The 24154-nt window shown below is 34.1% G+C and carries 17 protein-coding genes and 3 tRNA genes; 12 read left to right on the top strand and 8 right to left on the bottom strand.

All coding sequences use genetic code 11. From position 1 onward, the window contains the following. Window positions 1-232: 232 nt before the first annotated feature. Both UABHE_RS14705 and UABHE_RS14700 read left to right on the top strand, forming a co-directional pair. Window positions 233-2005, top strand: coding sequence for a hypothetical protein (locus UABHE_RS14705; protein ID WP_372371093.1), 1773 nt, complete (start codon window positions 233-235; stop codon window positions 2003-2005). Between the two features lie 103 nt (window positions 2006-2108). Beyond that, window positions 2109-3176 (top strand): glycosyltransferase family 4 protein, encoded by a 1068-nt coding sequence (locus UABHE_RS14700; protein ID WP_372371092.1) that lies wholly within the window; start codon window positions 2109-2111, stop codon window positions 3174-3176. 42 nt (window positions 3177-3218) lie between these two features. Here the strand turns inward: UABHE_RS14700 and UABHE_RS14695 are convergent, their stop codons facing one another. Both UABHE_RS14695 and UABHE_RS14690 read right to left on the bottom strand, forming a co-directional pair. Further along, window positions 3219-5390: an O-antigen ligase family protein gene (locus UABHE_RS14695; protein ID WP_372371091.1), complete on the bottom strand. Its 2172-nt coding sequence runs from the start codon at window positions 5388-5390 to the stop codon at window positions 3219-3221. After that, window positions 5368-6453 (bottom strand): glycosyltransferase family 4 protein, encoded by a 1086-nt coding sequence (locus UABHE_RS14690; RefSeq protein ID WP_372371090.1) that lies wholly within the window; start codon window positions 6451-6453, stop codon window positions 5368-5370. Before UABHE_RS14690 ends, UABHE_RS14695 begins: the two co-directional genes overlap by 23 nt. Before the next feature lie 527 nt (window positions 6454-6980). Here UABHE_RS14690 and UABHE_RS14685 point away from each other — a divergent pair. Both UABHE_RS14685 and UABHE_RS14680 read left to right on the top strand, forming a co-directional pair. Beyond that, a complete protein-coding gene (locus tag UABHE_RS14685; protein WP_372371089.1) occupies window positions 6981-7898 on the top strand; it encodes an MBL fold metallo-hydrolase in 918 nt (305 codons plus the stop codon). Window positions 7899-8339: 441 nt separating this feature from the next. Beyond that, window positions 8340-9680 carry a hypothetical protein gene (locus UABHE_RS14680; protein WP_372371088.1) on the top strand — a complete coding sequence of 447 codons (1341 nt, stop codon included), beginning with the start codon at window positions 8340-8342 and terminating at the stop codon, window positions 9678-9680. A 64-nt stretch (window positions 9681-9744) separates the two neighbouring features. Here UABHE_RS14680 and UABHE_RS14675 read toward each other — a convergent pair. The 3 genes from UABHE_RS14675 to UABHE_RS14665 form a co-directional block, all read right to left on the bottom strand. Next, window positions 9745-9818: transfer RNA gene (locus UABHE_RS14675), tRNA-Asp, on the bottom strand. Window positions 9819-9841: 23 nt separating this feature from the next. After that, window positions 9842-9915 (bottom strand) — tRNA-Asp (locus UABHE_RS14670). 9 nt (window positions 9916-9924) lie between these two features. After that, window positions 9925-9998 (bottom strand) — tRNA-Val (locus UABHE_RS14665). Window positions 9999-10044: 46 nt separating this feature from the next. Here UABHE_RS14665 and UABHE_RS14660 point away from each other — a divergent pair. From UABHE_RS14660 to UABHE_RS14630, 7 genes are all read left to right on the top strand, one after another. After that, the gene (locus UABHE_RS14660; RefSeq protein WP_372371087.1) at window positions 10045-10344 is read left to right on the top strand and encodes a hypothetical protein; all 300 of its coding nucleotides are present in this window, start codon (window positions 10045-10047) and stop codon (window positions 10342-10344) included. Between the two features lie 304 nt (window positions 10345-10648). Then, window positions 10649-10981, top strand: coding sequence for a hypothetical protein (locus UABHE_RS14655; protein WP_372371086.1), 333 nt, complete (start codon window positions 10649-10651; stop codon window positions 10979-10981). A gap of 1 nt (window position 10982) precedes the next feature. Then, window positions 10983-11636, top strand: coding sequence for an ABC transporter ATP-binding protein (locus UABHE_RS14650; RefSeq protein WP_372371085.1), 654 nt, complete (start codon window positions 10983-10985; stop codon window positions 11634-11636). Further along, entirely contained in the window at window positions 11633-12826 is a 1194-nt protein-coding gene (locus UABHE_RS14645; RefSeq protein ID WP_372371084.1) for an ABC transporter permease, read from the top strand. Before UABHE_RS14650 ends, UABHE_RS14645 begins: the two co-directional genes overlap by 4 nt. A gap of 2 nt (window positions 12827-12828) precedes the next feature. Beyond that, complete coding sequence (locus tag UABHE_RS14640) at window positions 12829-14007, top strand: MFS transporter (protein WP_372371083.1); 1179 nt, start codon at window positions 12829-12831, stop codon at window positions 14005-14007. Between the two features lie 173 nt (window positions 14008-14180). Next, the gene (locus UABHE_RS14635; RefSeq protein WP_372371082.1) at window positions 14181-16967 is read left to right on the top strand and encodes a hypothetical protein; all 2787 of its coding nucleotides are present in this window, start codon (window positions 14181-14183) and stop codon (window positions 16965-16967) included. 153 nt (window positions 16968-17120) lie between these two features. Next, window positions 17121-17501 carry a leucine-rich repeat domain-containing protein gene (locus UABHE_RS14630; RefSeq protein WP_372371081.1) on the top strand — a complete coding sequence of 127 codons (381 nt, stop codon included), beginning with the start codon at window positions 17121-17123 and terminating at the stop codon, window positions 17499-17501. Between the two features lie 233 nt (window positions 17502-17734). On the opposite strand, the gene UABHE_RS14625 is transcribed toward UABHE_RS14630, so the two are convergent. After that, window positions 17735-19039: a serine/threonine-protein kinase gene (locus UABHE_RS14625; RefSeq protein ID WP_372371080.1), complete on the bottom strand. Its 1305-nt coding sequence runs from the start codon at window positions 19037-19039 to the stop codon at window positions 17735-17737. A gap of 272 nt (window positions 19040-19311) precedes the next feature. On the opposite strand from UABHE_RS14625, the gene UABHE_RS14620 reads away from it, so the two are divergent. Next, on the top strand, window positions 19312-22920 hold the full coding sequence (locus UABHE_RS14620) for a protein kinase (RefSeq protein WP_372371079.1): 3609 nt from the start codon (window positions 19312-19314) through the stop codon (window positions 22918-22920). Window positions 22921-22934: 14 nt separating this feature from the next. Here UABHE_RS14620 and UABHE_RS14615 read toward each other — a convergent pair whose 3' ends face one another. Both UABHE_RS14615 and UABHE_RS14610 read right to left on the bottom strand, forming a co-directional pair. Next, complete coding sequence (locus UABHE_RS14615) at window positions 22935-23792, bottom strand: thioredoxin family protein (RefSeq protein WP_372371078.1); 858 nt, start codon at window positions 23790-23792, stop codon at window positions 22935-22937. A gap of 75 nt (window positions 23793-23867) precedes the next feature. Beyond that, window positions 23868-24152 carry a YceK/YidQ family lipoprotein gene (locus UABHE_RS14610; RefSeq protein WP_372371077.1) on the bottom strand — a complete coding sequence of 95 codons (285 nt, stop codon included), beginning with the start codon at window positions 24150-24152 and terminating at the stop codon, window positions 23868-23870. Window positions 24153-24154 lie beyond the last annotated feature (2 nt).

The raw sequence follows: 24154 nt of genomic DNA, 5'->3' as shown, positions 1-24154 counted from the left end.
ATAAGTTCTAGTGTGATAGTATTAAAGTGTACGACGAGGTAAATAAAAGTCCTGTTTTCAAAGAATAAATACTTTTGGCGGATTTACTTACTTTTGTCGAATCAAAGGCCGTTTCTATTTATAATAGTAACTCAAGTTGCTACCGATTAAAGCATAAAACTCACAAAACACATCATTTTATAAATGTATAAGAGTCGTAACTTGAGCAAGCAGTTTATTAAGGGATTAGAATATGAGTATACATAAAATTATACTGTGTATATTAGCTATAAGCAGTTCTTTGTTGTTTGCAGATATAAAACTCAAACGACCTAGATTTATCAAAAAAAATGTCAACAAAACTACAGATATTGAATTAATCATTTCAGAACAAAATAACCGTTTAATTGTTATTTCTCTTATGAAACCCAACAAAAAACAACAAGCACGAGATGCCAATTTCAGAACTGTTAAAGATTACGAAAATATTATGCTTGGTTTGGCAGCCAACTTAAATAATTGGGGGAAAATAGAATTACGTTCTAAAAACATTTTAGTGCTAAAAAATATAAAAATTGTAGATGGTTTAACAATTTATATTGGTAGTGAAAGTCTTGTTATCTACGAAAAGCCAAAAGCCTCGAATTGGAACCCTAAAGCTTTTGAAGACCTCCACTTACAATACGAAAAAAAAATACAAGTGCTTGAAAATAAAGTAGCAAACCAAAACCAAAGAATTGCCGCTTTAGAAAAAAGTAATACTGACATTCTACAAGTACTGCAAAACATACAGCAACAAATGAATCATTCTCCGCAACCTGTTTACCCGCGAGATATAACATTTGATATTAGCTACAATACCAAACCAATAGAAACAAACCATGTAGTTACTGCAACTCTCGCCAGTGACCCACAAAATGTTCGCGTTTTACAAACAGGCGATACAATAGTCCCAGGTCTATATCATATCGATATTTCTATGCCAGGTTACCATTCTTTACAATACGATCTACACATAAAAGAAGAACATGCCCCTGTTATCATCAAGAAGCAACTACAAGCAAAATCGCGCAAAGTATCTTTTAACATCACCGCAAACAATGTTAAAAATTTTAGTGGTTATCAAGTAACAATAACCCCTGTAAATTCAAAATATTGGACTGCTATCGAAAACAATGAAGCAGTAAAGCCTGGTTGGTATTTTTTAAATATCAAGAAAGATGGTTACACATTCGAGAAAGATAAGAAAATCCACATTGCACCTAACAATGATCCGTATATAATAAAAGAGGTACTTTCGACAAATAAACGCCAGATTTCATTTAATATACGCGATAAAAATAGCCGTGCAATTGTAACCGCTTATCAGATAATAAATTCAGCAACCAACACAAAAATCACAGCGAACGACTGGTACACTATTAACACGAAACTCAAACTAAATCTAAAGTTCAAAGAGTATGGTTCTATAGATACTATTGTTGTTGTAAAATCCGGCCAAGGACCTTACATTGTCGACATTTGGTTACAAAATCATTGGCAAAAGTTAGAGCTTTCAACTCGTTATAACGAAATGAATTTCGATGGTATTAACTATCCATTCGCTTTCTACGCTAACAACAGTAAAATAGAAGCTCACCATATAGAAACGCGCACAATCAACAGTTACTACTACCATCGAGTAATGGTACCAAGCCACACAAAAAATTTCCGTGTTACAGCAGGATATTTATACAACCAAATCTCAATGAACGAGTTTGTTTCAGGAATGATGCTTGGCCGTTTAAACGGAATTGACACTTCTAACCTAGTTGCACATTTGCAACAACTACATAAAAATGAAAACTATGGTTCCGCGATAGGTGCTTTAGAAGGAATGCTTCAAAATTATCGTTTTCGACGTAAGTGGCAAAAAGTAAGTTCGCAAGAAAAGCAAACGCTCCTACAGCATTTACGTTCATGGCGTATAACAAATGGACAACTTCGCATTCGCTTGCAAATTGTTTTATATGCTATGCAGAAATAGGGATGTGAGTTGTTTTAGAAGCCTTAGTTGTATTTTGCAATAAAGTTACTCAATATAGAGGTAGTACGAATATCGTACTACCTCTTTTGTTCAGGATTTCGCAATGACTAAAAAAAAAGTATTATTGCTGTTAACCGATTTAGAAAACCGCAAATTTTTTGGCGGTATACAGATGTACAACCATTCACTACTAAATTCTCTTAGAAACTTAAACTATAACTGCAATTTCTTCACTCTTAACGACTACAATCAAAACGGTTGTTCACAAAGTAAAAGTAAATTCATTTTTCGTTTTCTAAAACAAATTTTATTATTCAAACCAGATTTAGTAATATGTGGGCATATAAATTTCGCTTTTTTATGCCAACGCGCATGTAAACCTTTAGGCATTCCCTACTATGTAATATGCCACGGCATTGATGCACTCAACATGTCGCGCTCAAAAATCACTGCTCTACAAAAAGCAGAAAAATTAATTGCGGTTAGCAAATATACTCAAAAAAACGTTCAGCAACAAACACACAACAATAACTTTTTTTTACTTCCTCCCTGCGTTGACAACAATAAATTTAAAATAGTTCCTCGTTCGCAAAATCTGACACAAAAATGGAATTTACACAAAAAAGACAAAATAATTTTAACCATTTGCCGCTTATCAAAAAAAGAAATGTACAAAGGATATGATATTATAATAAATGTTCTTCCCCAAGTTTTAGAATCCGTTAAAAATGTAAAATATATACTTGGCGGAACAGGCGATGACTTGACGCGTGTAAAGAACCTAGTATCTCAAAAAAACCTACATGACAACGTTATCATTACTGGCTTTATACCCGATGACGAAATCGTTGATTACTACAATTTATGCGATATATTCGCTATGCCTTCTCAGAAAGAAGGTTTTGGTATTGTCTTTACAGAAGCATCCTGTTGCGGCAGACCAACATTAGCAGGAAACAAAGATGGAAGTTCTGATGCTGTATTAGAAGGAAAAACAGGAATACTCGTAAATCCTGATGATCCACAGCAAATCGCAAATTCACTCATTACATTTCTAAATAATAATGCTGACCCTAAATTCTACGATAGAGAATATTTACGCAATCAAACAGTAGAAGCTTATAGTTATGAGAATTTCAAAAAACGCGTAGAAAATGTTATGCAAGCGTAGCAAATTTTTTTATAAAGATTCGTATTAATATGACAATAACTATTACTTAACTCCTTTAGCCAACTTATCCTGTATAAATTTCTTTTGCGCATCACTAAGTCCATAAACAGCTGGGTAAATCATATCAGAACACCACAGTGCTTTTTTATAAAATACGTATGCCTTATTATCTCCAAGATTCTCAAGAGTTTGTCCATGAACTAAAAGAAAATAACTACTACTGGGATATACCTCTAGAGCTTGCTCAGAAATCTGCAATGCTTTCTGCAATGACACTTTCATCTTATCTTTTTCTTGTAAATGTAACCAAAAGTTAGCAAGATCGCGATAGAATATATTTTTTCCGTTTAGATTTTTTAAAATCGTATCTTTTCCTGCCATCTGTATATGTTGTTCAAGAGAATTGATTTTTCCCACCACTTTTGATATTGAAATACTCTTTCTGGGAACATTGTGTAGTTGCGACCGCAACGATTTAAGTAATAAAAGAGCCAAGCGTATATTTGCTTGGGCGTGACTAGGATTTAGTAAAAGCTCTTGTTGCAAAAATTTATAGTATTTTTGTACGCGTTCTTTTGACAAATCATTCGTTTGTAAAGTTTTAACTACTTGTGAAAAATTATTCTTTTGTAAACTATGTGGTGAATAGATCGTCAAAAATAATATAAAAAGAATACTAATAATCAAAACAGAAATATACAAGCCTGGAGAAACTTTATGAGGAGTGCTCTTCATTCGCGCAATATACAACGCAAAAAGTATCCAAAAGTGATGGCTTAAATTAAAAGTATAAAAATTAGTGTCTATAAAAGCATGCACAGCGAAAGAAATAAGCGCAATACGAAGCCCAAGAATAGATGAAAAAAAACGGTTATTCATCACTTGTTTGTACAAAACAACAATACCAACAGTGATTAATCCCCAAAAAAACGTCCTTCCCAAAAATACTGCGCTATCTCCATAAGCATCTAGATATTTCTGTCCAGGATCGCTAAGGGAAAGTGATTGCAGCATAATAACGAAACCAAGAGAAACCAAACCACTTGAGAAAAAAAGTAAACGGTTTGGATTTTCCTCTGTTTCAGCTATTTCTTTTTCACAAAGATTACGACAAAACACAACACCAAAGAACAACAAAGCGGCCATTCCTAAAATGCCGGTCTCAATAGAAAATTGTAAATAAAAATTGTGGGCATTATTAACTTCTTCTAACCATAAAGGCTTGTACTGATAAAAATATTGCGAAAAATTATCGACACCAATACCTGTCAAACCATGCTCTGGAAACATAAGAATTGTTGTTTGCCAATAACCTATTCGACTTAAAAACGTAAGACTAGAATCGCCAATAAAATCAAAAAATGGTGTGTAACACATCAAAGAGTATAGCACTAAGGAGCCTACAAGACAGCTAAAAGACCCTAAGTAAAAAAACCTCTTCCTAGAATACACATATCCAAGAGACACAAAACTTATCGCTACAAAAAAACCTAAAAATGCTCCTCTTGACTTCGTAAGGTAAAGACTCATAATACCTGCAATCAAAAAGAACAACAAAGTACCTATATTTTTTTTCGTTACGGATTTGTAATACACAGAAGCAACAACAACGGTGTATACAACAAGATAAAGACCATAGTGATTTGCTAATGGAAAATGCCCAAACAGTCTTTGTGATAAAATACGCGCTGCTAACAATTGCTGTTTATTTTCAGACAAAGATAAAAGTGCATCTGACTTTTGCTGTACTTGTAATTTCAATGCAGGCAAATCAAAATAATATTGGTAAAAACCATACATTAACTCTATACAAAACACGCATAATAAAGCAAAAACAATAAATCGCCAGATTGCTTGATCTTTTGCCCAAAAATAACAACAGAAAAACAAACATATATCAGAGACCCACATCATCAGAGTGGTTTCGGCAGCGTGCACATTACGGCAAAACAACAAAGAAACCAAACAGCTAAATATCAAACAAAAAATAGCCAAAAATAAGCTAAAATTACGCCATTCATATTCTTGTTTCAATAGCAAAAAAATCGCTAAAAAAGCAAAGGCCATCCATGAAAAAACTAAGCACAAATGCACAAACGCTAGCGATTGTGTAGGAATAAATGTGCGTAAAAAGATAACTTGAAACAGACAAAACAACGAAATATTTTTCAGAATAACAAATAATAGATCTTTATTCTTGAGATTTAGAGACATAAGCCGTGTGTTCCAGTATGTGAATAATAAATAAAATAGCCATGAGCTGCACAACAATAACCATTGCCCCTAACCAATCATCTACTTGATAAAGCAAAGTAGCATTAATTCCAGTGGCAAATGTAACTAAATAAATAACAAGCACCGCTTTTTGTGTACTCAAACCTAATTTTGTAAGCCTATGCGAAAAATGATTAGTATCTCCTTCAAAAACAGGACGCCCCTCTCGCAAACGATATAACACAACAGTAGTAGTATCAAAAATAGGAATAGCAAATGCAAGTATTGGTAGAGCTACAGCAAAATGTGGAAAATTCATTTGATAAAAATCAGCGTATATTGTCAATGAAGCTAAGGTATAACCAATAAATAAACTCCCACTATCTCCCATAAAAATAGACGCAGGAGAAAAGTTATAGCGAAGAAAACCCAACAAAGCTCCAAGCAACGCACATAGAACAAACACGATAGACCATTGATCAAAGCAAACCATAACCCAAATAAGAATAAGGCCTATAATAAACGCAACACCAGAAGAAAGTCCATCCATATTATCAAGTAGATTAAAAGCATTGGTAATTAGTACTATCCAAAAAATAGTAATAAAAAAGGAAAAAATATCATTATCGATAAAAACAGTGAGCTTTATATCGAAAAGAAACAAACAAACCGCCGCTATTATTTGACAACACAACTTAGTACGCGGTTTTAAACTAATATAATCATCAACAAGTCCGACAATAAAAATAAAAAAGCCACTTATCAAAATGCACATTATTTGTGGTGATATATAAAAAATTATTATTGAGAATATTGCTTTATATAAAAAAATACAGCTACATAAAGAAAAAATGACAGCTAAAAAAATAGCAATGCCACCACCCAAGGGCATAGTACGGTTATGAATTTTTCTTTCTCCAGGTGCATCTACTAAACGTAACTTCACTGCATGTTTTTTAATTATATATACAAGTAGCATGCAGATTATAAAAGATAGAAAAAATGCACTAATACCAAAAAATACATTAGATCTCATTTTGTTTTGTAATATAAAATTTATCATATGATTCCGTTGTAAAAAAAAATTGACAATTTAGTATATCCGAGTTAATCTGAGTAAAATTTATCAGTGCCTGACAAAATAAGTGAGCTGATAAAAGTAATTGCCTAGTGTCGAAACTAGGTCGTGTTGATATTTAGGTTTTTATATAATGTGAGTTATTCTAGGAAGTAGCAAAGCACTTTGAAAGTGCAAAATTACGCTCTGTAACAAGAAAAGCAACAAAATGAATTCCTAAAAAAGCTAAATTATAAAAAAGATAATGTCAATACGCCCTAATTTAATGCTAAAAAATAAACCAACAAATTTCAATGTAAATACTTTTAACAAATCACTTAGTACATTGATTCATAAATTTTTGCGTTATAAACGCTGATAATTTTGAATCAATGTAACTAGTACCCAACTGAAACTCGATAATTGATATTTAGCTGTGTAAATACACAATGAAACAACAAGCGAGTAAATTTAGTGGACAATACTTTTGGCTATTACCATTCTATATTTAACTATTTTTAAAATGAAAAATCATGTCTCTTTCTCACGAAATTATGAAAAACATCTGCGGATATTCGCGCGCAAAATATTCTACTTGGTTTTATTATCGTCCAGATCATATACTTTTTGATGTTGGAGAAGGTATTAGCCTTGCTCTTCGTAATATGATTTACGGAATTGATCGTATATTTATTTCTCATAATCATGGGGATCATATCGGTGGATTACCTGGGTTCATAAAATCAAGAGCCTCATCAATGGGTGACATTACAAAACCTCTCACAATATATTACCCAAAAGGTGACACTTATATCTTGCAGTTCAAAGACTACCTTGATCTATCTATTCCCAAACTTCCCTTTGTATTAACTTGGCAAGGTATATCACCAGGAGACCAAGTACAACTACACGCAAATCGTTTTGTAGAAGCTTTTGCCTCTGATCACATGGGAACTTTGTCATTAGGATATAAAATTATAGAAGTAAGAAAACGTTTAAAAGCAGAGCACCAAGGTTTGCCTCAAAACGATCTAATTACTATAATCAAAGAACAAGGCCGCGAAGCTATCCATGAAGAATACCAAAAAAATCTTTTAGTTTACAGTGGAGACACAATGCCTTTAGATACTTCTATAGTACAAAAAGCAGAAGTACTCCTTCACGACGCTACTTTTGTATTGGAAAATGATCGCGAGGAAAAAACGCATGCAACAATACAAGAAGCTTGTCAACTAGCAATAGAAGCAGAGGTAGCTTCTTTGGCGTTATTTCATTTCTCATCTCGCTATTCCCATCAACAAGTAAAAGACAAGATCCAACAGATGATAACAGAAAATAACATTCAATTTCCAATACACTATATCTATCCGCATTTCTACCCTGCTGATTTCAAACAAATCTACGTAGAAAGTCAAAAGGGAGAAAAAAAGGAAAACAATGATCAATCTTAAAGAGTAGATACAACTTTTGGCTTTGTGGCTCTTCATTATCGAGCTACGAAACCAAGAGCCAAAAAGCTAAAAAATTTTAACTTTTTGCACAGTCTTAGAAAGACATAATAAGGAGTGCCATCAATTATAAAACCTAAAGCTAATTTATTATAGAACTCATAGCTGTAATCGTACAAAAGATAAATGTTTTCTATATTAAAAACAATTTATTATTTTCGGCTACGATCACGATTACCGTTAGGGTCACGAATTTTTCAGCATAATGTTTTAATTGGTGACGCGCCTTATTTGGTTATTTTAGGTAGTAAAACTCTTTAGCAGTGCATAATATTGTTGTGTAGACATCTAATATAAATTCGTTTTAGAGAAGGGAGATACGAGGAAAATGCAGGTTTTGCATCAGTTATTGGCAGTTCCTTCGAAAAATCCTCGTCACCAACAATGAAAATTTTAATATTCATATCACTCGCACTATCTTTTGTATTTGCAGAAGATCTTTATTATAGTGTTAGCATTGGAAACAAAGATGCAGGCTATATTCATGCTCGTTTTACAGAGCTCGATTACAAGAATAAACCTGCGCGTATTATTGAAAGTTGGTCTGTTTTTAATTTGCAAGGCAATAAATATATCATCGATGAAAAAACAATTATTAGTAAATCAAAAAATAAAGTAGCTGCATATCTGCTAGAATATCAAAGAAACTTAGCAACGGAGCAACAGCAATATCTATTTTCAGAGAACAGCGTAAATATATTGTCAAGCTCTGCAAAACCTCCTATAAATATCGAATTACCTCTGAATCGCGGAGTCACTGTCGTCACAAATTACTTTTCACTAATACCTCTTTTCGCTAAATGTGAACAATTTCCCCTATCATTTTTTGTAGTAGAACCTCAAGGTATCAATCCAAACGCCTTAAGTGTTCCATCGACAAAAATGACAATAGTACCTCTAGGTACACGCAATATAAAGATTTTAGGAAAAAGACACAAAACGCAAGTATTTCAAATGGTAAAAGAAAATGCCAGTAAATTGACATTTTGGCTATCAAACGATAAGAAAAAAATTCTACGCGTCAAACAACATCAACTCAATAGCACAATTATAGAACTAAATACGGAAGATGTTGTCTATAAAAAACCAAGTGATGCGCTTCCGAAAATTCGTCCGTTTCCATTTAAATCAGGACAAATGTATCGTTATGTCACAACCGTTGCAGGAGAAAAAACAGGCATTATTGAATTCTTTGTTCACTTCAATGAACAAAAAAAACTTCACGAAGTTACAGCGATAGGTAATTTAGTTGCTTCAGGAGTTTCTTTTACATCAAAAACTCAATATAACGAAAACTTAAAACCAGTACACTATCAATTACAGCAAAAAGATGTGGAAGGTAAATCAACAATACAAGCCAACTGTAACTTTAAAAAAAGCGGTGTTAAAGCTCATTTTCAAAAAGGAACCCATATTATAGATCGTCTAATACCATTAGATGTAGAATATGTATTTCTCGACAACAATTCTTACCATCATTTCGCTACTTTTGCTTCACAACTTCCATTTTCGCTTACAAACGAAATTAATGTATATATATTTCATCCACGTCGATTGCAACTAACAAAAGCTCTATTTTCGCCACTTAAGAAACTAAAAGGTGGTACATATGTTTATCAACTCAAAACACCGTTTTATGAACTTAAAATGTGGGTAGATAAAGAAGGATATATGGTGAAATACCAACAAGGAAATTTAGTTGCTCATTTACAAAAGAAAAAATAACAAAGAGGTTTGTTGTGAGATTGTGTGTGTTTTTGTGGTGTAGTTTAGGAGATTGTTTGTGTAGCGAAGACGACGGGAATCGAACCCGCAACCACCGGATCGACAGTCCGGTACTCTAACCAATTGAGCTACGTCTCCAGATTCTAACTTTTTTGGAGTGACGAAGACGACGGGAATCGAACCCGCAACCACCGGATCGACAGTCCGGTACTCTAACCAATTGAGCTACGTCTCCAATGAAAAATGGGCGATAGTGGACTTGAACCACTGACCCCCTGCTTGTAAGGCAGGTGCTCTAGCCGACTGAGCTAATCGCCCCTATTGAGGTTGGAATATACTATCACAAATATTTAGAAAGTCAAGTATGATTATCAGATTTTTTTTACTTTTTTTTTTACTGCTTCACGGAAGCTGCTCTCACAACGTTAGTAACACTGTTTTTCATCAAGAAATAAATAGAGGGAAAAAATTCATTATCCATGGTTCTCAGTCAAGAATTATCTATGAGTACTGGCAAAAATATTTGCACGCAACCAATAAAGATCAATGTATTCACCACTTCAAAAAAAATACAATTATTTGGAAAAAAAACCCACAAGTATTAAATGCCTTACAAATTAACTTTCAACAATTTTGTAAAGTACACAATCTTTCCGTTGATTAGGACCTATCGCTATATTAGTGCAATACAAGTTAAAATTTATTAAATTTTGTCGATTGTTTTGACAATCCACTTGGTAAAATATGTAAATCGTATGATTTGTGCTAGTAATAAAACCATTCGATACTGCAGGATCCACAGTGTCCACGGAAAGAAGAACCAGGCGTTTGTTTTCGGTTATTATATCGATCTCCATAACCACCACAATAGACGTTTCTATACGAATATCCAAAAAATTCGCAGTAAGATCCATTTTTATAAATCTTTGCGCAAGCCACAACGCGTTTTATAGGAGTTATTCTCTAAAATGACGAAAGATATTGACAATAAAACAAATGACTTTTATAACCAAATGTTTAACGACTTAACCGAATACGAGGATGGAATTGACTTTTGGGAAAAATCAAAGGATGTTCTAGAAGAGTACTTACAAACATGGGCTCAAGAAAAAGCAATTATTTTGTATGGCGACAAAACACAGCGTGCAAGGTTAACAGTTGAAAAAGGCCAACAACAAATAACCTTTATCAAAGAAGGTTTAAGAAATCGATTCAAAACAACAGCACTCAATCTTTTAATCTCAAGGTTAAAAGACACTTTTGCAAAACATATTGTTCCTCATTTATTATGGAGAAAATAATATGATTTCATTGCAAAACCTATTTTTTAGTTACGGAAGTGATTTTGAAATCCATATCAAACAATTAACAATCGCTCGCGGTGAAAAAGTAGCATTTGTTGGTGAAAGTGGTTGCGGAAAAACAACATTGGTATCCTTAATTGCAGGTGTACTGCGTTCAAATGCAGGACAAATAACAATTGCAGACCAACAAATTCACAATTTTTCGGACAAACAATTACGACAGTTTCGCTTACGTAGCGTTGGTTTTGTATTCCAAAACTTCGAATTGCTCGACTATCTCAATGTGACAGAAAACATACTACTGCCATTTACCCTACTGTTCAAAAAAGCGACACCACAAACCCTTGACAAGTTAGATTACTTGCTAAATGCGATGTCTATCAAAAATAAAGCAACACACAAACCACACCAACTTTCTCAAGGAGAAAAGCAGCGCGTAGCAATTGCTAGAGCACTTATTCATCAACCTTCTATAGTTATTGCTGATGAACCAACAGGAAATTTAGATCCCAAAAACAGCAAAAAAATAATGGATCTTCTGTGGAAAGAAATTAACGAACAAACCACTTTTTTAATGATCACCCACGATCACAGCTTATTAAATCAATTTGATCGCGTCATTCATGTAGGGGAGAAAGGATTGGAAGAATGAGATCTGTATTATTTCTTGCTTATAAATATATAGTACACAACTACACAAAAACAATAATCCTCACCATCTGCCTTGTTTTAACAACCATAGTTCCTTTAGCCGCCTACTTCATTATTGAAAATTATCAAAATGATCTTAAAAAACGCGCCAAACAAGTAACTTTAATAGCTGGCAAGCGGGGAAATGACTACGACATTCTATTGCGCTCGTTATACTACAAAGGTTCTTATCCTGGTTCATTATCGATGAAAAACCTCGAAGATATGAAACATGTAGGAAAAGTAATTCCAATGTACTTGCCATTCACAGGACACAAACTTTACACAAACAATGAACAAAACGCTTATTACGATAACATTCCAATAATAGGAACGCATTTAGATTACTTTTCTTTACGCAAAATTTCCTTACAACAAGGAAGGCTTCCGAGTATTCTTGGAGAAGCAGTCGTCGGTGCCAGTACTGCCCAAGATATGAACATACAAGTTGGAGACTTTGTTCTTTCTGATCAAAAAAACCTCTATGACATTTCAGCTTCTTATCCATTAAAAATGAAAGTAGTTGGGATTTTGCGTCCAAACTATTCTGCTGATGACAATGCAATATTTGTGGACATAAAAACCACGTGGATTATCCAAGGTATTTTTCATGGTCATGACAATATAACCAAGAACACCCAACAAAAAAATGTTGTCATTTCTAAAGCAAAAATATACGAATATCCTCAAGTAACTTTAGACAACCTCGATATGTTCCATCATCATGGAAAAGCAGAGGAGTTGCCAATAACCACCATTTTAATCATCGCTCGCGATCACAAAAGTAAAACCATCTTGCTCGGCGACTACCAAGGTAATGAAAACATAACTCTCATTCAACCACTAAAAGTTATTGATCGACTAATGTCTTTAATACTACGTGTACACGCTTTCTTCAAGGCATATTTTATCCTTGTGATCACGACAGTGTCGTTGTTTCTTGTTCTAATTATTATGTTATCTATACGTATACGTACCCAAGAATTTCAAACTCTATCAAAAATGGGGTGTAGTTATAAAATGTTGCGTGGAATTATTTTAATGGAGTTTATTCTAGTGTTCGTGATCAGCATAGCGCTTTCGACCACTTGTGTATTCATATTTCAGTGGCTTGTACCACCGCAATACCTACTACAACTTTTTACAGGATAGACATGAAACGCAATATCACACTACTTTACGCTATACGCTCGATACGAACCTTTTTGCTATTTGTCCCTGTTATAGTACCATTTTTTCAAGAAAACGGCCTTACACAGACTCAAATATACACAGTGCAGTCAATATATGCAGTTATGATAGTTCTTTTAGAAATTCCGAGTGGCTACTTTGCCGACTATGTAGGGCGTAAACGCAGTATGCTAGTCGGAGTTATTTTTGCTGTAATTGGGCATGTAGCTTATTGTTATGCACACGATTTTTCAACAATACTAATAGGCGCAATCAATTTAGGTATCGCTTACAGTTTCATATCTGGCGCCGACTCTGCTTTGGCATATGACAGTCTTCTTACTATAAAAAAAGAAAGTGATTATCGAAAATTTGAAGCCTACAGTTACAGTCTAACAGGTATTAGCGAAGCAGCAGCAAGTATAATAGGAGGTCTCCTTGCTTTAGTAACGCTGCGCCTTCCATTATATGTACAAACATCAATATATCTTACTCTCATTCCATTAGTATTACTTCTCCAAGAACCACAAAGAGAGAAGAAAAAAACTAAAAACCCACTAGTTGATATTATAGATATCACCAAATATGCACTAATACAACAACAAGAAGTAAAATGGCTTATCTTCTATAGCGCAACACTAGGAACTCTTACTTACACGATGGTATGGCTCACACAACCATATTATCAATTACTAGGTATCTCTCTTGGGTGGTTCGGAATTTTGTGGTCCACACAATTGGGATTTATGGCTATTTTTGCGCGATATGCAAACGCTTATGAAATGTACTTGGGAAAAACAAAAGCTTTTGCATCTTTTACAGTAATAGGCTCTGTTTCTTATATTGTGATGGGCTGTTATCCATCACTAATTACTTTGCCATTTATTCTCGGATTTTATTTAGTGCGTGGTGTGCATACCCCTATTTTTCAAGATTATGTAAATGCAATTGTCTCTTCTGACATTCGCGCGACCGTTCTCTCTGTTAAAAACTTAGTGCAGAAACTACAATACGCAATCTTGGGACCAATTATAGGAGTTGTTACTGATGCTTATTCTATCCAAACAGCTTTATTATTTTCAGGAGTAATGTATGGTATGATCGGTGGCTATACTTTATGGAGAATGAACAAACTTAAAATTTTTTCTGAGGTTAAAGATTAGATTACATTCCCAAAGTGTTTAATCTATCACAGTTGTCTTATTTACTGCTTTAATAACATTGCAATTTCATCCAAAAGAAAGATGACAAAGATCATTTTGTTTTCAAGAAGATATGAACTTTAGAAAATGCATTTTTTTGAATTCGAAACAATTTAAAACGATAGGTATATAAAATGAAAATAGCATATTGGTGTATCGGAATTACACTTTTTCTTTGTGGATGCCAATCCCACGGTTCTCTTTATATTAGTCATCCGCAAGTTTTCACGAGAGAAAGGCTTGTCAATACTAGAATTAGAGAAAATCAGTGGTTGAAAGATCAATTGGAAAAAAAACCACAAAGTACATTCCAAGGCTTAAGTGAAGTACGCAATTTTGAAGGTTTTTTCAACAGGCTAAATACCACATATAAACCACTTGCTGGCGAAGTAAATGACATACAGAAAAAAAATCAATCTCAACAATTACAACGCCAAAATGAAATTGCAAGATTACAACATCAAATTCAGGTAAAAGAGCTACAAGAACAGCTTAATAACAAAGCTTCCGCGAATCCCAAACCGCAAAGTAATTTAGTACCTCCTATATCTAACACCGCGCCAAGTAAACAACAAAGCGAATTTAAATCTTCACAAACACTACCAAAAGAACAAATTGCAGAAACCAAAGCGCAAATAAGTTCTCTTGATCGATTACACGACCATATGGCTTACCGCGATGCGGTAAACGCTATTATTCGCGAAAAACAGCTTGATGATACACATGATTTACGAGGATTCACCTTATATACTTTAAAATTTGATCTTACACTACTCCCTGGAAAAAAAAGTTCACGTTATGCAATGGCCACAGTCCAACTGTCCTCATCACCGCCTATTTCTAAAGACCAAGATTTCCAAGAATTGTACGGCAAATGGTTAAATTCTCTGAAAGATGATATCAATAAAGAAATTACAATTTTACAAAGGCGATTGGTCACAGGGCATATTGAACCAGGAGATTTGCGCCATATCATTTTTGACCAACAACAAAAAGAAGATCGCATAATAATAGGCCTTCAACAAGAACTAACAAAACAAAAAACCTTAAGTCTTAACAGCGAAGAGAGAAAATTATACAAACGCTACGTCCCACCAAGCGCCAAAATGCCTGGGACAACGCGTTCACAGGTGAAAAAATTGATTTATAATTGGGAACAAACGCACCACCATATCCTCGATTTGATAAACGATCCCAAACAATGGAAACAAATTCTCAATCACCGTTCACATCGCAAATTTTTCATGGAAGCTGCCGTAACACATGTTGTTTCTAAATATCAAAATTACTTTTACGACACTGTTAATATCCGCACTCAACCTTTAGAATTTAAAGGAACAACTAATTTCGTTGTTGAAGTTTTTGCTCACCAAAAAGGCCTTGCTAATTTCAAAAAACATATAAAACACTTACGAACTCACAGCCTTGATCCTTATGTGGCAGGAGTAGAACCAAAGGAGCACGCCCAAAATATATCCGAGGTAAGTTCCAAGGAGAATTTGTTAAACCTTTTGTTTTCTCTTGAAGCAGCTTTACCACAGGGAATGAATTTCGACGAATCTTTAGAATATATACGTAAATCACAAACTCTAGTTAACGCGATTAAACGTCGTCCGTTAGTTATTGGTTTCGGGCAAGGAACAAAAAAATTTGGGTGGATTTTAGGGCCTAAATTTTCTTTAAATAATGGCGAAGTAATATTCTTGCATACTCCTATACGCCACACTTTTACCGCATCCATTGTTGTTCCGGCATGGCAATCTTCTATTAGTTTAACAGGGGTTTCACACTGGATTGACGAACAAGGAAAAAAGAAAGACTCTACTTCTTTGTGGCAACAACAACAAATAGAAGTTGTATTGCCTGGAGATATGTCATCTCTCACTAACGCTCTCATTAGTCTACATCACAAGTCGCGTCCCAGACCGATGGTTCTACCCCCTCTAGATAGTAAACAAATGGTTCTCAAGGCTTTTTCTAACAAGACTCAACATCTACTCATTCGCGGCCACGAATTATGGCGCAATCCAGAAGTATTTGTCGGAACCCACAAAGCACATCGAATTGATGTTCTTCCAGACATGGAAGGGCTATATGCTTATTTTAACGATATTGAAATTCCCTACGCACAATCAGAAGAAACAACTGTGGATTTGACAGTCATCACAAGTTTAGGTAGTAGTCGCCTGCGTAATGCTGTTACTATTATACCTGCGCGCCGCGATGTACAAGTACGTCCTTTTGCTAATATTATCCCCACACTAGTAGGAACTTCTCCTCGACTTTCTTTAGCCGTAGCGCCTGCAACTGTTCCACAAGGATATCATTCTTTTCATTGCCACCTGAGAACCAACAACGACAAGATTTCTTTTCTTTTGAGAAACCCTGGTAGTTTGAAAAACAGAAATTTTTTAAATTTTACCTTAACAAGTAAAGACAAGTTTCCGAAAACACCACAGTTGTACGAAGTAGATGTACGCATAAAAATGCATTCTGAAGATATTGAGCATAGTATTCTAGCTGATCCGTGGCAACAAATTGCTTTTTTTCCGAGTTCTCAAGATAGCCATCCCAAATTACTATCACCAACCCAAATTCAGCTATCAAATCAACAGACGTTTTCTCTACGTTTTGACATGACAAACAAAGAGCTATTTAATATCGCATACCCTGGTTTAGCAGACTCCTTAATTAGAAAGCGAGCTGCGGTTACTATCGCCCAACATAATGTTCCCATTGTTTCAACACTTATTAATGAACTCACTCCAGTAGTATGGGCAGCAAAATTACAAAATATAACAACTCTACAAAAACAAAAATTATTAGAAGCAAATACCTGTCAATTATTTTTCACTTATTTTTCTAATAAAGGTATTGAGAGTACTATACCAGTAGAAGGTAAAATAATCTTTAGTAAGTAGGGTGTAGGAATTTGGGCCTGTCATCAATTAGAAATTCGTGAGCGTGACCTTGACCGTATCCGTAATCGTAGCCGAAGTAATTATAGCATTTTACAAAGCATAGAAACAATACGGCCTAATAAATTTTTTCCATTTTGCCACTGCTTGGAATCAATGATTTCCATAATTTTCGCAGCATCAAAAATAGCAGCACATTCAGTAGAAAACTGTATTTTTGAAAATGTAGTTTTCGTACAACTCTCTTCTCTTACTCATTTATACTTAAGCGATACAGACATAAGAGAGTTACCAAAAGAAATTGGACAACTCTCTTCTCTTACTCATTTATGTTTAAGCAATGCGAATATAACAGAACTTCCAAAAGAAATTGGTAGATTATCTTCTCTTGTTCACCTTGGTTTGGTTCATTCAGTGATAGAAAGATTACCAAAAGAAATTAGAAAATTGTCTTCTCTCAGACTATTGACACTTGAAGGAACAAGAATAAATAAATTACCCAAAGAATTAGGGCGTGTCATCATTCAATACAGATAAAAATATAACGGATTTATTTAATGATACGCCAGTAGTATTGAGCCCGAGCCCGTTTGCGAGCCCGCGCCCGAAAAAACACACAATATTTTGAATGATGACACGCCTAACTTCTCTTATCTATCTCAATATCGATCGTACAGCAATAAGAAAAATACCCAAAAAAAATAAATAGAAATCTACGAAACAAACCGCAACAAAGCCTAGAAAATATGCATTTTTAAAGCGATTTAGATTTATTCCTTCAAAAGTTTTTTGATATCCGACTGCATTGCAAAGAGTGTTTGGTAACGCTTCTTTTTGTCTATCATCATCGCTCTGTTTATTACTTCCACAACACCACTCGGAATCCCTGTTAATGCAGCGGGCTTGCGGTCTTGTATATAAGCTGTTGCAATTTCATACATATTAGCACACTCAAAATAAGGAGAACGCCCTGATAGCATAAAATATAAGCTAGCTCCTACATTATATATATCCGAGCGTTGATCAATTTTTTCTGGAGATTGAATTTGCTCTAACGACATATAAAAATATGTATCATTTTTATCAGACTTCATCTCTAACTCATTTACAATACGATCCAAACAAAAGCCATCTAGTTTTGCTGATTTATCCCCAGTGATTATTATGTTATCTGGACGAACGTTTCCATGAGTAATATTTTGCGTTTGACCATGCTTCAAGGCATTAAGAACATAATAAATTATTTTTAGAGCTAAAGGAATTGTAAGCTTCGCATGTTTACCCACCATTTGCTTAACACTTGTTCCATCAACATATTCTTTGATTAAAGCGTACTGATGATAGGAAGGATAAAAACCAAAATCATACATCGTAACGATATTTTTGTGTTCAAGAGTCTTTAAAATCTGTATTTTATCATGAAACTTTTTAACCAACTCATTGCTAACATCGTAAGAAAAAAGCTCCATTGCCACTCCTTGGTTTTTTTCATCCAAAGCCAAATACACATCGTCGGTTATTTTTTTTACGATATTATATTCCTTTAACACAAACTTCTTGTTTTGAGGAACAATCGGCATAGAAGATGTTTGACGTAAAATAGATATAGTCTCTTCGCGATCAAGTTGAATATCATCTATTGTTTTAGGTAAACGCGGTACTGAAGAATATTTCTTAGCCACGATATCTAGAATAAAGTCTTTATCACTACTTGAAAGTATATTTGTTTTTACCAAAACATTTACCACTCTTACAATCACAGGAGAACTAAGCTTGTCACCCATTGCTGACGCAATTTCTGGGACACTTTTTTGCGCTAAAGTAAACTGACAATCAAGCAAATGAATATATTCAACACGGGAAATAAAATTTTTATACTCTGCTATTTTGAGTATCGATTTCAAAATAAACAAAAGACGCACAATATGAAATTGCGATTTACTCAGGCAAGAAACAAGTTGTATTTCTATATTTCTAGAAGACTTCAATATATCGCGAGCTTGTTCTTTCTCAATAAATTTGAGTTTTGATGCAATGTGCAAAAGCATCCGAGGTTTAACATTTTCCGTACTCATTATATTAACTTTCTTGATATTTTAATGGCTATAGTGTTAGAGAAGTGCAGGAGCTCTCTCTTTAATTGTTTTAATTTTGCTGTGCTGAGTTTTATTTTATCAAAAATCCCCAAATAGACACGTTCTATTCGCAAAGTTTATAAAATTTAACTTAAATTTAGCCTCTAATACATATTAAAAAACTATAAATTTTTAATTGTAAAATTTCCTCACAAAACATTATACTAAGTTACGCCCATACCTAATTGTAACTTTATAGTCATGAGGAAAAAATGAATCCTTGGTATATATACAATAAAAATCAGCATAAAAAATACGGACCTTATTCTTCTGATCAGCTAAAAACAATGATACAAAAAAGAAACATTGATAATAGTTGTGCTATTTCAAGCGATGGAGTTACCTGGTATAGTGCCAACGAAATGGCAACTAAATTTGCAAATCTACCAGCGCAAAAAAAAATTGGTAAATTTGAAATTATCAAAGAGCTAGGTCGCGGCGGAATGGGTGTTGTTTACCATGCGCGCGATGTTTATTTACAACATGAATGTGCTGTAAAATTTATTCGACTAGACCAAGGAACAAACAGTAATGCCACGAAAAGGTTCATAACAGAAGCACAATCTATTGCAAAACTCAATCACCCAAACATCATAAAAATAAAAGAGCTCAATAATTGTTCTGATGTCCAAGGCAATAACTTATATTATTTTTCTATGGACTACATCAAGGGTATTTCATTCAAAGAATATATGAATAAAAAAGTACCTCTTAAGCAAAAATTAGAAATGCTCTTACAAGTATGCCTTGGCATCGCCTACGCACATAAAGAAAAAATAATACATCGCGATTTAAAACCTGAAAATATTATGGTATCAGAGCAAGGTATTCCTATTATTCTCGATTTTGGGCTAGCACGCAATTTAGATAAAGCAGACGATGTAACAAAAACGGGAGATATTATTGGTACTCCAAAATATATAGCTCCAGAGATCATGCGTGGCGAAAAAGCAGATGAGAGATGCGATGTTTATGCCCTAGGAGTTATTTTATACGAAATGTTAACTGGCTTTTCTCCTTTTACAGGAGACAATGTTCTCGAAGTTTTATTTCAAGTATCTCACACTAAGCCTATTGCTCCATCGCGTGTAAATAATAAGGTAAAAAAAGATAGTGATATAGAAACAATTTGCTTGAAATGCTTGGAAAAAAAATCAAATGACCGTTTGCTTTCAGTAGATTTTTTATGCGAAGAGTTAAAATGTGTTATTGAAGGTAAACCAATCAGCACAAAACCACCAAGTATTGTAAGAAAATCCGTATGGTGGTTACAACGAAATAAGCTTGCGACAGGTGTTTTTACTCTAGTTGTTTCTCTTCTTATTTTACTAGTCCTTTCTTACGATCGGATTCTAAAAGCTCAAGATCGGATTCTAAAAGTTCAAGAGCAAGAATCAGAAAATAAACGGCGGACAGAGATAAAATCTTTTAGTTCGTATGCAAACGCTATTAACAATGGGCTTATGCAACTTTATGAAAAATACTACGATTCTAGAGGAATCAACTCTATTTTAAGTGAAATTTCGCGACAATATAGCAGTTTAGAGAATAAGATCCATGATAAAAAGTACGAACAAGCACTTACGGAACAAAAACAAAATATTACGCATTTTTTAAATCGAACAAATAGTATAATGCGCTATTTTTTATTGCCAAGTATCCCAAAAATTTTAAAAAGTATTGAATTACAAGACATAAAAGGTATATACCAAATAGCATCTTCATCGCGCCAACACATTGCTTTTATTAACAATTCAAGAAAACTTTATCTTTTAGATACCAAACAAGTTTCTCCAAAAAACACATCTCTCGTATCCAAAAATAATTTTCTAACCGCAAAATGCGATTCTTTCTGTTTTTCGCCAGATGGAACAAAATTAGCAACTTTGATATTAAAAGTAGATGGTAAACGATCATGTTGTATTTATGACGTAGTATCACGAGATCTTCTGCAAGAAGAATCTATAGGAAAATATATATCATCGCAACTTGCGTTTTCACCGAATTCGCGCTACATTGTATATGCAGAGGAGCCCTACGGGTTATCAGCTATAGACACTCGTACCAAAAAAGTAATAAGAGATATTTATACTAAAACACTGCAAGGGCAAGAAACACTAGAAAAAGCAACAAATTACAGCTTTTTTCCAAAATCTCAAAGTTTAGTATTTCGCATTGAAAATCAAGGGTACTATCTTCATAATTTTGATAAAAAAGTAACTACTTTTATTGGCGAGTACAAACGCGATTCATTTCCCATACAAAAAAACGACAAACTTATCATTCATGTGGGAAAAACCTTAGATATCTACGATACAAAGACTGCAAAAAAACAACGATACACTTTTACTACTGCATCAAAAGAAGCACTTACAGCCAGTGCTATAAGTCCCAACCAAAAAACACTTTTATGGGGAAGTGATACAGGAGCAATTAATTATGTTACCTTATTAAAAGATAATTTTGCCAGCACAATTAGACAGCAACAAAACTACAGTCCAATACACACAATATCCTTTGCCCAGCACCATTTTTTCTTCACTATTGATAAAGAAAATCATTTTTACTTACGCGACTTATACAGTAAAGAAACTATTTATCAGCAACCAAATGTTTATCACGCACATTACGACAAAACAAACAACATCATCACCGCTATTTTACGAAAAGAAGAAAAATTTTATTTCCAAAAATGGCAAATTCCGTTCTCTCTCACACAGCTATTACAACCAAGCGCGGATACTTTAAAAGTTTACCAATTAGCAATAAGAAATATTGTTAACGAAGATTTAGTATCATCTGGACCGTCTCTACTAATAAAAAAAAATGGCCAAATACAAACTGTTATGTTGCCGTGGTACAGAGGTATATCAATTTGGGAAAAGCACGGAGAAAAATATATCAACTACTTAAAAACCGATTTTTTATCTGAGTTATGGGATATGCGATTAAGCCCTGACAATAAGTGGATAGCTACTCTTACACACAACAAAAAACTACGTAAACAGCAAATTATTCTTCTAAAAAGTAGCGAAATTAGCAACCTCGATTTACGCACAACTTCAAAAATTATTGATGGTAAAAAATTAAACAATAAATACATTAAGGAGTGGCAGCACAGTAAAAACCCTCAAATAAAAAGCATTGCTTTCTCCGCAAATAATGAATTATATTTCAGTCGCGAAAAAGAGCTATGGCTCTACTCTTCAGGAAAAGTAAAAAAGATTTACAGTTGCCGCGTAAAAATTGAGAAAATAGTTGTACATCCAACTAAAAAACTTATCGCTATTGGCCAAAAAGATCTGGTCGATATTATAAAGACAAATGGTCAAGTTATTTACAAATCTGAACTAAAAGAAGAAGGATATTTTTTCAAATTACTGGCTTGGCACCCTACGCAAGAAATGTTGGCTGTAGCGAACACACAACAACGACTATACCTAATATCTAAAAACCAAAAATCCAACTGGCAGCAAGAACGGATCACAATACCAGGAGGAAAATTTCACTTATCTTTTTCCCCCAACGGAAAAATGCTTGCAATATTTACTTCTCATGAAAATTATATCTACTCCATAAAATTTAAAATTTATTTTCCTATATTCCCAGGATACCACAAAAACTCCGGCGCAAATTTTTGCTCTGACTGGCAATACGCAGCTTTTCCAACAAAGAATGCTCAGCTTTTTCTTTTCGATTTACAAAAACTAAACTTCGAAAATTTTCCAGAGTATTTTTCCACAACATCAACGCAAAATCAAGATCCTATATGGCCTCGTCGCATACAAAAAGCTTTTCAGAGCTTTATAAAACAAAAATAATACAGGTAACAATCCTATTTAACAATGTCTTCAGCTAAAGAAATAAAACTCGCAGAATCTAAAAAACCTGCGACCCTAACAATTTCTTTACCACTGGGTTCATAAAAAACAATCGTTGGGCACTGAGTGATGTTTAATTTACGGCACAACGCATTGTTTTCAACGCGATTGATTTTTACCCAAATAAAAGAATCTGACAATTTGTTTATGGTGCGATCGGCAAAAGTAATAGAATCCAATTTATTACAATTAATACAAACAGGCGCTTCTACTTTTACTAAAAGCCTCATGTTTTTTTGGCTAGCGTGTTGCTGGGCAAGATAAAAATCATTGTACCACTCAATTTTTCCAACAGAATGATCTTTATAGTGAAAAGTCGCTACATAAAAATACACAAGACTAATTAAACAAGCCGTAAACAACAAAACGTACATTGCGACATACTCTTGCTTCTGTCTATCGATTTTCTCTGCGTGAACTACCACGCCATTCCAAATATGAGGAATACACAACAAAGACATATATATCGCAGGAATAAATATACTCGATATATCCACAATCCAGTGGCTACTTGGAATTCGATATAAAATAAGATCAACAATGTGCAAAACACCATGGGCAATAACAATCATTGCCATTATTATAAAAACAGATCGGCATTTTTTCAGATTATTTGCGCACCAATAGAAAGTAACACCTTGGACAATATAAATAATCGCTATATCGCGAATAAAATGCGCATTATACGGACCAATATTCCATACCTCAAATGGTATATGATGATACCAACTCCAACTAGAAATAAGCATCCATAAACCATTTAGAGCACTGAGTATACCAATAAGTCTCAAAAATACTCTTGTCCAACTCATATTAACTCCTAGCTGATAGTAAGAGCGAAAAACTGTCGTAATATGTCACTGTCGTTATCTAATTGATAACGCGTCTTACTCGGGAGCATCGCACTTTTCTAAACGACATTTTTCATTCGCGCGATAAATTGTGTACGGCATAATCACAAAATCTGCCGCTAGACTTAGAGGTAAATCAACAATACGAAGTGGATTACACACAGCCCATTTTCCATCGTAAACAATGCCCGAAAAAGGCCCAATATAATCAGGATTTTCGGCCAGTATATCTATTTTTTGAGTTTGAGACTGTACAGTGCCACAACCTAGAACCACAAAAATAAAAACACAAGCAATAACAGTTTTAATTAAATATTTCATAA

Origin of the sequence: Candidatus Uabimicrobium helgolandensis (genome assembly GCF_041508025.1) — a bacterium.
In the GTDB taxonomy this organism is placed as follows: Bacteria; Planctomycetota; Uabimicrobiia; order Uabimicrobiales; family Uabimicrobiaceae; genus Uabimicrobium; species Uabimicrobium helgolandensis.
This window is presented reverse-complemented; position numbering and strand designations above follow the sequence as displayed.

Coding starts and splice junctions, on each gene's coding strand:
- UABHE_RS14690 (WP_372371090.1), bottom strand. CDS start 6,453: ATGATAAATTTTATATTACAAAACAAAATGAGATCTAATGTATTTTTT.
- UABHE_RS14645 (WP_372371084.1), top strand. CDS start 11,633: ATGAGATCTGTATTATTTCTTGCTTATAAATATATAGTACACAACTAC.
- UABHE_RS14660 (WP_372371087.1), top strand. CDS start 10,045: ATGATTATCAGATTTTTTTTACTTTTTTTTTTACTGCTTCACGGAAGC.
- UABHE_RS14700 (WP_372371092.1), top strand. CDS start 2,109: ATGACTAAAAAAAAAGTATTATTGCTGTTAACCGATTTAGAAAACCGC.
- UABHE_RS14695 (WP_372371091.1), bottom strand. CDS start 5,390: ATGTCTCTAAATCTCAAGAATAAAGATCTATTATTTGTTATTCTGAAA.
- UABHE_RS14640 (WP_372371083.1), top strand. CDS start 12,829: ATGAAACGCAATATCACACTACTTTACGCTATACGCTCGATACGAACC.
- UABHE_RS14625 (WP_372371080.1), bottom strand. CDS start 19,039: ATGAGTACGGAAAATGTTAAACCTCGGATGCTTTTGCACATTGCATCA.
- UABHE_RS14635 (WP_372371082.1), top strand. CDS start 14,181: ATGAAAATAGCATATTGGTGTATCGGAATTACACTTTTTCTTTGTGGA.
- UABHE_RS14650 (WP_372371085.1), top strand. CDS start 10,983: ATGATTTCATTGCAAAACCTATTTTTTAGTTACGGAAGTGATTTTGAA.
- UABHE_RS14610 (WP_372371077.1), bottom strand. CDS start 24,152: ATGAAATATTTAATTAAAACTGTTATTGCTTGTGTTTTTATTTTTGTG.
- UABHE_RS14705 (WP_372371093.1), top strand. CDS start 233: ATGAGTATACATAAAATTATACTGTGTATATTAGCTATAAGCAGTTCT.
- UABHE_RS14680 (WP_372371088.1), top strand. CDS start 8,340: ATGAAAATTTTAATATTCATATCACTCGCACTATCTTTTGTATTTGCA.
- UABHE_RS14685 (WP_372371089.1), top strand. CDS start 6,981: ATGTCTCTTTCTCACGAAATTATGAAAAACATCTGCGGATATTCGCGC.
- UABHE_RS14615 (WP_372371078.1), bottom strand. CDS start 23,792: ATGAGTTGGACAAGAGTATTTTTGAGACTTATTGGTATACTCAGTGCT.
- UABHE_RS14620 (WP_372371079.1), top strand. CDS start 19,312: ATGAATCCTTGGTATATATACAATAAAAATCAGCATAAAAAATACGGA.
- UABHE_RS14630 (WP_372371081.1), top strand. CDS start 17,121: ATGATTTCCATAATTTTCGCAGCATCAAAAATAGCAGCACATTCAGTA.
- UABHE_RS14655 (WP_372371086.1), top strand. CDS start 10,649: ATGACGAAAGATATTGACAATAAAACAAATGACTTTTATAACCAAATG.